Annotated in this window: 13 protein-coding genes; 8 read left to right on the plus strand and 5 right to left on the minus strand. The window is 64.4% G+C overall.

The features are described 5' to 3' along the window. The first annotated feature begins 78 nt into the window (after nt 1-78). Complete coding sequence (locus tag QMX97_RS03515) at nt 79-900, plus strand: DeoR/GlpR family DNA-binding transcription regulator (RefSeq protein WP_065905775.1); 822 nt, start codon at nt 79-81, stop codon at nt 898-900. Between the two features lie 323 nt (nt 901-1,223). On the opposite strand, the gene otnI is transcribed toward QMX97_RS03515, so the two are convergent. From otnI to ltnD, 5 genes are all read right to left on the minus strand, one after another. Beyond that, nucleotides 1,224-2,006: a 2-oxo-tetronate isomerase gene (gene otnI / locus QMX97_RS03520; RefSeq protein WP_282396032.1), complete on the minus strand. Its 783-nt coding sequence runs from the start codon at nt 2,004-2,006 to the stop codon at nt 1,224-1,226. A 15-nt stretch (nt 2,007-2,021) separates the two neighbouring features. Further along, a complete protein-coding gene (locus QMX97_RS03525) occupies nt 2,022-3,482 on the minus strand; it encodes an SLC13 family permease (protein ID WP_201144003.1) in 1,461 nt (486 codons plus the stop codon). A gap of 96 nt (nt 3,483-3,578) precedes the next feature. Next, on the minus strand, nt 3,579-4,223 hold the full coding sequence (locus QMX97_RS03530; protein ID WP_065905772.1) for an aldolase: 645 nt from the start codon (nt 4,221-4,223) through the stop codon (nt 3,579-3,581). Then, complete coding sequence (otnK, locus tag QMX97_RS03535) at nt 4,220-5,512, minus strand: 3-oxo-tetronate kinase (protein WP_282396034.1); 1,293 nt, start codon at nt 5,510-5,512, stop codon at nt 4,220-4,222. The genes QMX97_RS03530 and otnK overlap by 4 nt, the downstream gene beginning before the upstream one ends. A gap of 10 nt (nt 5,513-5,522) precedes the next feature. Next, the gene (gene ltnD, locus QMX97_RS03540; protein WP_342389437.1) at nt 5,523-6,497 is read right to left on the minus strand and encodes an L-threonate dehydrogenase; all 975 of its coding nucleotides are present in this window, start codon (nt 6,495-6,497) and stop codon (nt 5,523-5,525) included. A gap of 173 nt (nt 6,498-6,670) precedes the next feature. Between ltnD and QMX97_RS03545 the strand changes: the two genes are divergently transcribed. The 7 genes from QMX97_RS03545 to QMX97_RS03575 are packed head-to-tail and all read left to right on the plus strand — an operon-like array spanning nt 6,671 to nt 11,859. Further along, nucleotides 6,671-7,261, plus strand: coding sequence for an amino acid synthesis family protein (locus QMX97_RS03545; RefSeq protein ID WP_065905755.1), 591 nt, complete (start codon nt 6,671-6,673; stop codon nt 7,259-7,261). 45 nt (nt 7,262-7,306) lie between these two features. Then, nucleotides 7,307-8,140 carry an alpha/beta fold hydrolase gene (locus QMX97_RS03550; RefSeq protein WP_065905753.1) on the plus strand — a complete coding sequence of 278 codons (834 nt, stop codon included), beginning with the start codon at nt 7,307-7,309 and terminating at the stop codon, nt 8,138-8,140. Beyond that, nucleotides 8,137-9,618, plus strand: coding sequence for an aldehyde dehydrogenase (locus QMX97_RS03555; RefSeq protein WP_106804429.1), 1,482 nt, complete (start codon nt 8,137-8,139; stop codon nt 9,616-9,618). The genes QMX97_RS03550 and QMX97_RS03555 overlap by 4 nt, the downstream gene beginning before the upstream one ends. Before the next feature lie 12 nt (nt 9,619-9,630). Beyond that, nucleotides 9,631-10,116: a flavin reductase family protein gene (locus tag QMX97_RS03560; RefSeq protein WP_065905749.1), complete on the plus strand. Its 486-nt coding sequence runs from the start codon at nt 9,631-9,633 to the stop codon at nt 10,114-10,116. A gap of 11 nt (nt 10,117-10,127) precedes the next feature. Continuing rightward, nucleotides 10,128-10,517, plus strand: coding sequence for a carboxymuconolactone decarboxylase family protein (locus tag QMX97_RS03565; RefSeq protein ID WP_065905747.1), 390 nt, complete (start codon nt 10,128-10,130; stop codon nt 10,515-10,517). 23 nt (nt 10,518-10,540) lie between these two features. After that, nucleotides 10,541-11,293 (plus strand): GntR family transcriptional regulator, encoded by a 753-nt coding sequence (locus QMX97_RS03570; RefSeq protein ID WP_065905745.1) that lies wholly within the window; start codon nt 10,541-10,543, stop codon nt 11,291-11,293. A gap of 2 nt (nt 11,294-11,295) precedes the next feature. Continuing rightward, nucleotides 11,296-11,859, plus strand: coding sequence for an NUDIX hydrolase (locus tag QMX97_RS03575; protein ID WP_065905743.1), 564 nt, complete (start codon nt 11,296-11,298; stop codon nt 11,857-11,859). Nucleotides 11,860-11,960: the final 101 nt, after the last annotated feature.

Below are 11,960 nucleotides of genomic sequence, written 5' to 3' on the forward strand. Positions count from 1 at the left end.
GGAGCAGGCGAACGCCGCGCGTATTCGCTACTATGTGCAGCAGTTGCCCGCCCATAGTCAGATCGATCCGGAGCCTCAATGCCCAACCCCAAGGACACTGCCCCCGACAGCAGCGCCCCGATGATTCCCGAGCAGCGGCGTGAGTTGATCCTGCGCCAGTTGCGCAAGCATCAAGTGCTCAGCGTGCATCAGTTGATGGAGATGTTCGACTGCTCGCACATGACCGTGCGCCGCGACATCGCCCTGTTGGAACAGGACGGCCGCGCGTATTCGGTGACCGGTGGGGTGCGTATTGCCAGCCAGCTGCACAGCGAGCCCAGCCATCAATCCAAGGCCGTCGTCGAATTGCCGCAGAAGCAGGCGATGGCGCGATTGGCCGCGCGGCTGCTGCACGCGGACATGACGGTGTACCTGGATGCCGGCACCAGCACGCTGGAGATCGTGCCCTACATCAAGGCGCTGTCGGGGATGACCGTGGTGACCAACGATTTCGGGATCGTGCAGGCCTTGATGGACGCGCCGCAGGTGACGGTGATCCACACCGGCGGGCAACTCGACCATGACAACCATTCTTCGGTCGGCGGCCTGGCGGTGGCCACCCTGCGCCAGGTGGTCACGGACATCGCGTTTGTGTCGACCAGCTCGTGGGACCTGCACCGCGGCATCACCACGCCCTCGGCGTTGAAGGTCGAGGTCAAGCAAGTGGCGATGCAATCTGCGTCCCAGGTCGTGCTGGTGGCGAGCAGTTCCAAATACGGCACCTTCAGCATGTACCGCATCACCGGGCTGGAACCGTTCGACATCATCATCAGCGACGACGCCCTCGCCCCGGCTGCCGCCGATGGCATCCGCAAGCGTGGCATCGAACTGATGCTACCCAGCGACCCGCCGCCCGCCTGACCCACCCCCTCGCCGGCAACCCAGCGCCTACCTGTTGATCTCTATTGCCAACCAAAAATCCCCACGGCCACCCCTCCCCCCGTGTGGGAGCCGTCGAGCCCCAGCGAGGCCGCGAAGACGGCAGCATGGGCACCAGAGATCTACCTGCCCCCCCTCGCCAGCAACCCAGCGCCCACCTAGTGATCTCTATCACCAAGCAAAAACCCCCAAAGCCCCCGCCGCCCCCCTTGTGGGAGCCGTCGAGCCCCAGCGAGGCCGCGAAGACGGCAGCATAGGCGCTAGAGATCTACCTCCCCCACACCCCTCGCCTGCCGCCCCCCAGCTCAACGCACCTTCCAGTCCCGCAACCACTGCAGCCCCGCCGACGTATCGCCCCGTGGCCGGTACTCACAGCCGACCCAACCGTCATACCCCAGTTGATCCATCAGCTCGAACAGATACGCGTAGTTCACCTCACCCAGGTCCGGCTCATGGCGGTCCGGCACGCCGGCAATCTGGATGTGGCCGATGCCGTCGAAGTCGCGGCGCAACTTGGTGGCCAGATCACCCTCGACAATCTGGCAGTGATAGCAGTCGAACTGCACCTTGAGGTTGTTCGCGCCAACTTCACGGCAGATGGCGTGCGCCTGGTCCTGGCGATTGAGGAAAAACCCCGGCATGTCGCGGGTGTTGATCGGCTCCAGCAGCACCGTGACGCCGACCTTGGCCGCCGCCGCGCTGGCGTAGGCCAGGTTCTCCAGGTACACGGCGTGATGACGCTCGCGCAAGGACTCCGACGGCAACAGCCCGGCCATCACATGCACACGGGAATTGCCCAGCACCGCGGCATAGTCCAGCGCCCGGTCGAAGCCGCTGCGAAACTCGGCCTCACGCCCCGGCAGCGTGGCGATACCGCGCTCCCCGGCGGCCCAGTCGCCTGGCGGCGCGTTGAACAGCGCCTGCTCCAGGCCGTTGTCGCTCAGGCGCTGCTTGAGTGCCTCGGCGCTGTAGTCGTAGGGAAACAGATACTCCACCGCGTCAAAACCATCGGCCTTCGCCGCAGCGAAGCGCTCGAGGAAATCATGTTGCGGATACAGCATGCTCAGGTTGGCAGCAAAACGAGGCATAAAAGCTCCCAGGATTCAGACAAAAGGCCAGATCAGCAGGGTTATCAGGAAACCCAAAGTACCGAGCAACGTGGTGATCACCGTCCACGTGCGCAAACCGTCCGCGACGTTGAGCCCGGCAAGCTTGGTGAAGATCCAGTAGCCGGCGTCGTTGATATGCGACATCGCCAGCCCGCCACCGCCCATGGCCAGGCACAGCAGCGCCATGTGGTTGGGGGTGAGGTTGAGCGTCACGATCAGCGGGCTGATGATCCCCGCCGTGGTCACCAGGGCCACGGTGGTCGAACCCTGCACCGCGCGCAGCAACATGGTCAACAAGAAGCCCAGCGCCAGCACCGGCAGGCCAGTGGTGCGCAGCATGTCGGAGACTACCGCGCCGATGCCGGTGTCCACCAGCACCTTGCCGAACACGCCGCCGGCACCGGCAATCAGGATCACCATGGCCACACCCGGCAAGGCCGAGCCGATCACGTCGGACACCTGGCTGCGGCTCCAGCCCCGGCGCGAACCGAGCAGCCAGGCGCACAGCAACGTATCGATCAGCAGCGCCACCAGCGGCGCGCCGAGTACGGTCATGACCCCACGCAGGGTCGACTCGATCGGCAGCAACGAGGTCGCCAGGGTACCCAGCAGAATCAGCACGATCGGCAGCAAAATCAGGCCGACAATCAAGCCGAAACCCGGTGCAGGCGCCGCCGGCAGCTTGGCGGCGATGGCGCTGGTGGATTCCTCCAGGCCCATGTGCGACTCGGCCACGGCACTCTGTTGCACCGCCTGTGGGTTGCCGTTGGTCCAGGCGCGCAAGTCTTCATTGGTCACGTGCGGGCCGTACACTTCGGCGCGGATATCGTCGGTCATCGGGTAGAAACGGCGGGTCATGCGCCCCGCCACGCGGTAGCCGATGTAGCACAGCAATGCGGTGATCGGCAGGCCGAACATCAGCACGCGGCCCAGGTCGGCACCCAGTTGGCTGGCGGCAGCCACGGCACCGGGATGGGGCGGCAGGAAGGCATGCACGGTCAGCAGCGCCGCACACATCGGCAGGGCGAACACCAGCAGCGGCTTGCGCGCGCGGCGGGCCACGCCATAGGCCAGCGGCATCAGGATAATCACCCCGACCTCGAAGAACACCGGCACCCCAATAATGAACCCGGCGATGGTCAAGGCCAGCGGCGTGCGGCTATTGCCGAAACGCTCGATCAGCGACTTCGCCAGGGCCTCGGCACCGCCGGACAGCTCGATAATCCGCCCGATCATCGCGCCCAGGGCAATGATGATCGCGATATGCCCCAGGGTCTTGCCCATGCCGCCTTCGATGGTCGCGACCAGGTCAGCCGGCTTCACCCCGGCCACCAGCGCGACCACGATACTGACCAGCATCAGCGCCACAAACGGCTGGAATTTGTATTTGAGTACCAAAAACAGCAGCAGCGCGATGCCCGCGCCGGCGGTTAACATCAGAATCAATGGGCTCATGCGGGTAAGTCCTGTTGTTATTGTTTTTTTAAGCAAGCCGGGTCCGTCGAGCGTCAAACCAGGCGCTCGGGCAGCACTTGCGGTGTGTCTTGCGGGTTACCAGTGCGCGCCGAACGTCTCGCGCAATTCATCCAGTGCCGCCTGATCCAGCGGCGCCGGCCGAGGGTTGCTCATCAACCACAGCCGTGCGGTTTCTTCCAACTCTTCCAGCGCGTAGCTGGCCTTGGCCACCGAGCTTTCCCAGACCACCGGACCGAGGCGTTCAAGCATCACCCCGCGCACGCGGTTGGCCAGTTGCGCGACTTGCTCGGCGACCTTGGGCGAACCCGGGCGCTGGTAGCCGATCAGTGGAATGTGCCCGACTTTCATCACTTGATAAGGCGTGAGCGGCGGCAAGATATCGTCCGCGCGCCACACCCCGGCCAGGGTCAACGCCACCAGGTGGGTGGAGTGGGTATGCACCACGCCGCCGACACTCGGGTTGCGGTCGTAGACCTGGCGATGCAGGGCCAGGGTCTTGGACGGCTTGTCCCCGGACACCCACTCGCCCTTCAGGTTGACCTTGGCAATGGCGCCAGGCGCCAGGCGACCGAGGCACACATCCGTCGGCGTGATCAGCCAGCCATCGTCGAGGCGCGCGCTGATATTGCCGGCACTGCCCACGGTGTAGCCGCGCTGGTACAGGCTATGGCCGACGTCGCAGATTTCTTCGCGCAGGGCCTGCTCGTCGGTGCCGCTCATTGCGCACCTCCGGCCAATTGCGCGAGGGCTTTGGTGAAGAAGTCGCGGCCACCGAAGTTGCCGGATTTCAGCGCGAGTGCCAGCGGCTCGGCAGAACTGCTGACGGTGGCCGGCACGCCCGGATCAATCTGCGCCCCGATCTGCAACAGGTTGACCCCGAGCGCCTTGACCACCGCGCCGGAGGTTTCGCCGCCGGCAATCACAAAGCGTCGCACGCCTTGCTCGCGCAATCCCGCCGCAATCGCCCCCAAGGCATTCTCCACCAGCGCGCCGGCGCGTTCGACGCCGAGCTGCTGTTGCACCGCCTTGACCTCGTCCGGGGTGCTGGTGGCGTAGATCAATACGGTGTGTGCACTGCCCTGGGCAAACGCCAGCGCCTGGGCCACCACCGGCTCACCGGCGGCCAGGGCCAGCGGGTCGATGCGCAGCGCCGGGCGCCCCGCTTCGCACCAGGCGGCGACCTGGCCGAGGGTCGCCGACGATGCACTGCCAGCCAGCACAACCTCGCCGCCGCTGATGCTCGGCAACGCCGCCGCGTCGAGATCACGCAGTTTGCCGGCGCGACGGAAATTGCCCGGCAAGCCCAAAGCCAGGCCCGAGCCGCCGGTGAGCAATGGCAAGTCGGCGCAGGCACTGCCGAGGGTGTAGAGATCCTGGTCCGACAGCGCGTCGGCGATGGCAATGCCCACGCCTTGCGCGCGCAGTTCGGCAATCTTGTTGCGCGTGGCCTCGACGCCGGCAGCGATGCTGTCATAACGCAGCAGCCCGACCGGCAGTTGGGTCTGGCTTTGCAGCACGCGCACCAGATTCGCGTCGCCCATCGGCGTCAGCGGGTGATGCTGCATGCCCGACTCGTTGAGCAGTTGGTCCTGCACAAACAGATGCCCGCGAAAAATCGTGCGGCCGTTTTCCGGGAACGCCGGGCAAGCCAAGGTGAAATCACTGCCCAGCGCCTTGAGCAAAGCTTCGCTGACCTGGCCGATATTGCCGGCGGCGGTAGAGTCGAAGGTCGAGCAGTACTTGAAGAAAATCTGCTCGCACCCCTGCTCGCGCAGCCAGGCCAGTGCGGCCAGGGACTCCTCGACCGCCTCGGCGACCGGTGTCGTGCGCGACTTGAGCGCGATCACAATCGCGTCCGCATCCAGCCCGGCCGCGACTTCGCGGCTGGGGATGCCGATGCTTTGCACTGTGCGCATGCCGCCACGCACGAGCATGTTGGCGAGGTCGGTGGCGCCGGTGAAGTCGTCAGCGATGCAGCCCAGCAAGGGGCGTGCCGTTGGGTTAGTCATGCGGCGTTCCTCACACAGGCTCAGGCTTGGCAGTCGGCAGATCGATGCCGGGGAAAATCTTGATCACCGCCGAGTCGTCCTCACGGCCAAAACCGGCACTGGAGGCCTGCATGAACATCTGGTGCGCGGTCGCCGAGAGCGGCAGCGGGAATTTGCTCGCGCGGGCAGTATCCAGCACCAGGCCGAGGTCCTTGACGAAAATATCCACCGCCGACAGCGGCGTGTAATCGGCCTTGAGAATGTGCGGCACGCGGTTTTCGAACATCCAGGAATTGCCGGCGCTGTGGGTGATCACCTCGTACAAGGCGTCCGCATCCACCCCTTCGCGCAGGCCCAGGGCCATGGCTTCGGCAGAGGCGGCAATGTGCACCCCGGCGAGCAACTGGTTGATGATTTTCACCTTGGAGCCCAGGCCATGCACATCGCCCAAGCGGTAGACCTTGCCCGCCATGCCAGCCAGCACGGCTTCGGCCTTGGCGTAGGCCGCTTGCGGGCCGGAGGTCATCATGGTCATTTCGCCGGCCGCCGCCTTGGCCGCGCCACCGGAGATCGGCGCGTCCAGGTACAGCAGGCCCTGGTCCGCCAGGCGCTGGCCAAGCTCGACGGCATAGGTCGGGGCCACGGTGGCGCAGCCGATCACCAGGCTCGCCGGGCGCAACGCCGCCACCGCGCCGCCTTCACCGAACAGGACGGTTTCGGTCTGCTCGGCGTTGACCACCACGGTGATGATCACATCACAGGCATCCGCCATCAGCGCCGGCGACGCGCACGCCACCCCGCCTTCGCTGGCGAACTGCTGGGTCACCGCGTCGCGCACATCACAGGCATGCACATTAAAGCCTGCGCGCAACAGCGAACGGGCAATGCCCAGCCCCATCGCGCCCAGACCGATCACACCGACATTCTTATTATTCATGGGGTACTCCAGGGGTAAACGGCGGCTCGCGCTACACCGGCGAGCCGCATTGGAATTGCAGTCGATCATCCACCAATGAACGGATTATGTGAAGTTATTTTTCGATTTAACATTTATTAACATCGCAAGTGCTGACGCACCCCCCATCGCCTCGCCCCACACGAACTCATCGCTTGCACTTGTGCTTTACGTATTATGGTATACCATCATACGAAATCCACTCACATCAGACGGAGCAGCCCATGAGTTTCGAAATCCGCAAGATCGTCAGTTACGTAGAAGAAACCTTCATTGAAGGCGGCAAGGCCTCGGACACGCCGGTGACCATGGTCGGTCTGGCCGTCGTGTTGAAAAACCCGTGGCTGGGTCGCGGTTTCGTCGAAGACCTCAAGCCGGAGATCCGCGCCAATTGCTCCGACCTCGGTGCACTGATGGTCGAGCGCCTGGTGGGCATCATCGGCGGCGCCGAGAAGATCGAAGCGTACGGCAAGGCCGCCGTCGTGGGCGCCGATGGCGAGATCGAACACGCGAGCGCAATCATCCATACCCTGCGCTTCGGCAATCACTACCGTGAAGCGGTCAAGGCCAAGAGCTACCTGAGCTTCACCAACAAGCGCGGCGGCCCTGGCACCTCGATCCAGATCCCGATGATGCACAAGGACGACGAAGGCCTGCGCTCGCACTACATCACCCTGGAAATGCAGATCGAAGACGCCCCGCGTGCCGACGAAATCGTCGTGGTGCTGGGCTGCGCCGATGGCGGCCGCCTGCACCCACGGATCGGCAACCGTTATATCGACCTGGAAGAACTGGCCGCCGAAAAGGCCCAGTAATCCCGGCGGCTAACACCCTAATAAAAAGGTATGCAGGAGCGCTCCATGATTCGGCTCACCGCTGAACGCACCCCGGCTGGCACCAGTTATCTGGCGACCGGCCAAGGCCAGCCTGTGGTTTTGATCCACGGCGTGGGCCTGAACAAAGAAATGTGGGGCGGGCAAGTCGTTGGCCTGGCCACGAATTACCGCGTGATCACCTATGACATGCTCGGCCATGGCGCCAGCCCGCGCCCGGCCGCCGGCACGCCGCTGCTGGGTTATGCCGACCAGTTGCTGGAACTGCTCGACCACCTGCAATTGCCTCAGGCCACGGTGATCGGTTTTTCCATGGGCGGCCTGGTCGCCCGGGCGTTTGCCCTGCATTACCCGCAGCGCCTGCAAGGCCTGGTGGTGCTCAACAGTGTGTTCAACCGCAGCCCGGAACAGCGCGCCGGCGTGATCGCACGCACTGCCCAGGCCGCCGAGCATGGCCCGGACGCCAATGCCGAGGCCGCGCTGTCGCGCTGGTTCAGCCGCGAATACCAGGCGGCCAACCCGGCGCAGATCGCCGCGCTGCGTGAAACCCTGGCGGGCAACGACCCCCAGGGCTACCTGACCACCTACGAACTGTTCGCGACCCAGGACATGTACCGCGCCGACGACCTCAAGGGGTTGCGCGTGCCGACCCTGGTCGCCACCGGCGAACTCGACCCGGGCTCGACCCCGGAAATGGCCCGGCAACTGGCCGATCGTATTCCCGGCGCCACCGTTGCGGTGCTGGCCGAACAACGGCATATGATGCCGGTAGAATCGCCACGCCTGGTCAACCAGCTGCTGCTGGGCTTCCTCGACACGGTGTACGCCCAAAACAATCCAATCAAGGGGATCGTTGCATGACACTCGCACGCTTCCAGATGTGCATCGGCGGTGAATGGGTCGATGCCCTGTCCGGCAAGACTTTCGACAGCCTCAACCCGGCCCTGGCCGAGCCTTGGGCGCAACTGCCCGACGCCGACGAAGCGGATGTAGAGCGCGCCGTGCAAGCGGCGCAGACTGCCTTCGACAGCCCGGCCTGGCGTGGCCTCACCGCCACCGCGCGCGGCAAGTTGCTGCGTCGCCTGGGCGATTTGATTGCCGAGAACAAAGAGCAACTGGCCCAGCTGGAAAGCCGCGACAACGGCAAGCTGATCCGCGAGACGCGCGGCCAGGTCAGCTACCTGCCGGAGTTCTTCCACTACACCGCCGGCCTGGCCGACAAACTCGAGGGCGGCACGCTGCCCCTCGACAAGCCCGACCTGTTCGCCTACACCGTGCACGAAGCCATGGGCGTGGTCGCAGCAATCATCCCCTGGAACAGCCCGCTGTACCTGACCGCGATCAAGCTCGCACCGGCCCTGGCGGCGGGCAATACCATCGTGATCAAGCCGTCGGAGCACGCCTCGGCGACCATCCTCGAACTCGCGCGCCTGGCCCTCGAAGCCGGGATTCCGCCGGGCGTGGTCAACGTGGTCACCGGCTACGGCCCCAGCACCGGCGCTGCCCTCACCCGCCACCCGCTGGTGCGCAAGATTGCCTTTACCGGCGGCGCGGCCACGGCACGGCATGTGGTGCGCAGCAGCGCGGAGAACTTCGCCAAGCTGTCTTTGGAACTGGGCGGCAAGTCACCGAATATCATCTTTGCCGACGCCGACCTCGACAGCGCCATCAATGGCGCGATTGCCGGCATCTACGCGGCGTCCGGGCAGAGTTGCGTGTCGGGTTCGCGCCTGCTGGTGCAGGATGAAATCTACGATGAGTTCGTCGAGCGTCTGGTGGCGCGCGCCCAACGCATCCGCATCGGTAACCCGCAGGACGACGCCAGCGAAATGGGGCCCATGGCCACCGCGCAGCAACTGGCCGTGGTCGAAGGCCTGGTGGCCGATGCCATCGCCGAGGGCGCGCGCCTGCGCACCGGTGGCAAGCGTCCGCAGAATCTGGGTGAAGGCTGGTTCTATGAGCCGACGCTGTTCGAATGCGACCGCAACTCGATGAAGATCATGCAGGAAGAAGTCTTCGGCCCGGTGGCCTCGGTCATCCGGTTCAAGGACGAAGCCGAGGCATTGGCGATCGCCAACGACTCGCAGTTCGGCCTCGCCGCTGGCATCTGGACCCGCGACCTCGGCCGCGCCCATCGCCTGGCGCGGGATGTGCGCTCGGGGATCATCTGGGTCAACACCTACCGCGCGGTCTCGGCCATGGCGCCCATCGGCGGTTTCAAGAACAGCGGCTACGGACGCGAAAGCGGCATCGATTCGGTGCTGGCCTACACCGAGCTGAAAACGGTGTGGATCAACCTCTCCCAGGCGCCGATGCCTGATCCTTTTGTGATGCGTTAAGAGACCCCGACCATGATCGAACCCGGCATTTACAAAGACGTCATGAGCTCCTTCCCTTCCGGCGTCACGGTGGTCACCACCCTCGACCCGGACGGCGGCATCGTCGGCATCACCGCCAGCGCGTTCAGCGCGCTGTCGATCGACCCGGCCCTGGTGCTGTTCTGCCCCAACTATGCGTCGGACACCTACCCGATCCTGCGCGACAGCAAGCGTTTCGCGATTCATCTGCTGTCCGCCGACCAGACCGCCGAGGCCTATGCCTTCGCCGGCAAAGGCAAGGAGAAGGCCAAGGGCATCGAGTGGCACCTCAGCGAGCTGGGCAACCCGCTGCTGGCCAAGGCCACGGCAATCATCGAATGCGAGTTGTGGCGCGAATACGACGGCGGTGACCACGCAATCATTGTCGGCGCGGTGAAGAACCTGATCCTGCCCGCGCAGCCGGTCACGCCGATGATCTATCACAAAGGCAAGCTGGGCCCGCTGCCCACCCTGGCCTGAGGAGCTGATTGATGAGCACTGAAAAATACCAGCAGGGCCTGAAGATCCGCACCCAAGTGCTGGGCGAGGCCTACGTGCAGCGTTCGATCGACAACGCCGATGATTTCACCCGGCCGCTGCAGGAGATGGTCACCGAGTACTGCTGGGGCCACGTGTGGGGCCGTGAGGGTTTGTCGCTTAAAGAACGCAGCATGATAAACTTGGCAATGATTTCGGCCCTCAATCGGCCCCACGAACTCAAGCTGCATGTGCGCGGCGCCTTGCGTAACGGGCTGAGTCGTGAACAAATACGCGAAATTCTGCTTCAGGTCGGTATTTATTGCGGGGTTCCCGCCGCCGTGGACAGTTTCCGACTGGCCCGGGAAGCGTTCGCCGACGCCGATGCCGAGGCCTCCAGTTAACCGCTACATTCAGAGCAGACCCCATGAAACGCCTGCCACTCGACGACAGCTTCAAGGTCAATCACAACCCGGTCACCCTGCGCGAAATCGTGTTGGAGAAACTGCGCAGCGCCATCATGAACTTCCAGCTGTTGCCGGGTGACCGCCTGGTAGAGCGCGACCTGTGCGACCGCCTCGGCGTCAGCCGCACTTCGGTGCGCGAAGCCTTGCGTCATCTAGAGTCCGAAGGCCTGGTGGAATTCGCCGATGCCAAGGGCCCGCAGGTTGCAATCATTACCTTGGCGGATGCCGTCGATATCTATGAACTGCGCTGCGTGCTCGAAGGCTTGATCGTGCAGCTGTTCACCCTGCGCGCCAAGGCCAAGGACATCAAGGCCCTGGAAAAAGCCCTCGAGGAAAACCGCAAGGCCCTCAAGGACGGCGAGCTGCAACAGGTGATCGATTCGGTGCAGGGCTTCTACGACGTGTTGCTCGAAGGCTCTGGCAACCACGTGGCCGCCACGCAGTTGCGCCAGTTGCAGGCGCGCATCAGCTACTTGCGCGCGACCTCGGTGTCCCAGGAAAACCGTCGCGGCACCAGCAACCAGGAAATGGAACGCATGGTCCAGGCGATCAAGAGCGGCGACCCGCTCGCTGCCCACCAGGCCTGCGTCGACCACGTACGCGCCGCGGCTGCTGTGGCCCTGGATTACCTCAAGCGCAAACAGGAAGAGACCGGCAAAGTCCCCGAGATCACCCTGCCCATCGCCCTCAAAGAACCCCGCATAGGTCACTGAGCGTGTTCAGCCCAAGCTTTTGCCCGAAATGTGGCGGCAGTGACCTCGGTCACCAGCGGCCACCGGGCGATACGCATGAGCGCCTGATGTGCCGTGGCTGCGGCTATATCCACTACATCAATCCGAAGATCATCGCCGGCTGCATCATCGAGCAGGACGGCAAATACCTGCTGTGCCAACGCGCAATCCCGCCGCGCCCCGGCACCTGGACGCTGCCCGCCGGTTTCATGGAAGGTGGCGAGACCACCGAACAGGCCGCGCTGCGTGAAGTCTGGGAAGAAAGCGGCGTACGCGCGGAGATCCTCTCGCCCTACTCGATCTTCAGCGTGCCGAAGATCAGCGAGGTGTACATCATCTTCCGCGCCATCGCGCTGGAGATCACCGGCCAGTTCGGGCCGGAGACCCTCGACTACAAGTTCTTCGCGCCCGAGGACATCCCCTGGGACAGCATCTACTACCCGGCCATCCGGCAGATCCTCGAGCGTTACATCGAAGAGCGCCAGGCCGGGGTGTATGGCATCTACATCGGCAATGACGACAGCGGCAAGATCCATTTCATCCGCTGATCTCCAGACCGAACCGAGTCCCAGTGTGGGAGCTGGCTTGCCTGCGATGGCATCCACCGGGTTTACCGGATGTACCGAGGTGCCTGTATCGCAGGCAAGCC

Origin of the sequence: Pseudomonas sp. PS01298, assembly GCF_029959745.1 — a bacterium.
GTDB classification, from domain to species: Bacteria; Pseudomonadota; Gammaproteobacteria; order Pseudomonadales; family Pseudomonadaceae; genus Aquipseudomonas; species Aquipseudomonas aylmerensis.

Coding starts and splice junctions, on each gene's coding strand:
- otnK (WP_282396034.1), bottom strand. CDS start 5,512: ATGACTAACCCAACGGCACGCCCCTTGCTGGGCTGCATCGCTGACGAC.
- QMX97_RS03545 (WP_065905755.1), top strand. CDS start 6,671: ATGAGTTTCGAAATCCGCAAGATCGTCAGTTACGTAGAAGAAACCTTC.
- QMX97_RS03555 (WP_106804429.1), top strand. CDS start 8,137: ATGACACTCGCACGCTTCCAGATGTGCATCGGCGGTGAATGGGTCGAT.
- QMX97_RS03530 (WP_065905772.1), bottom strand. CDS start 4,223: ATGAGCGGCACCGACGAGCAGGCCCTGCGCGAAGAAATCTGCGACGTC.
- QMX97_RS03560 (WP_065905749.1), top strand. CDS start 9,631: ATGATCGAACCCGGCATTTACAAAGACGTCATGAGCTCCTTCCCTTCC.
- QMX97_RS03550 (WP_065905753.1), top strand. CDS start 7,307: ATGATTCGGCTCACCGCTGAACGCACCCCGGCTGGCACCAGTTATCTG.
- QMX97_RS03570 (WP_065905745.1), top strand. CDS start 10,541: ATGAAACGCCTGCCACTCGACGACAGCTTCAAGGTCAATCACAACCCG.
- QMX97_RS03525 (WP_201144003.1), bottom strand. CDS start 3,482: ATGAGCCCATTGATTCTGATGTTAACCGCCGGCGCGGGCATCGCGCTG.
- ltnD (WP_342389437.1), bottom strand. CDS start 6,497: ATGATCGACTGCAATTCCAATGCGGCTCGCCGGTGTAGCGCGAGCCGC.
- otnI (WP_282396032.1), bottom strand. CDS start 2,006: ATGCCTCGTTTTGCTGCCAACCTGAGCATGCTGTATCCGCAACATGAT.
- QMX97_RS03515 (WP_065905775.1), top strand. CDS start 79: ATGCCCAACCCCAAGGACACTGCCCCCGACAGCAGCGCCCCGATGATT.
- QMX97_RS03565 (WP_065905747.1), top strand. CDS start 10,128: ATGAGCACTGAAAAATACCAGCAGGGCCTGAAGATCCGCACCCAAGTG.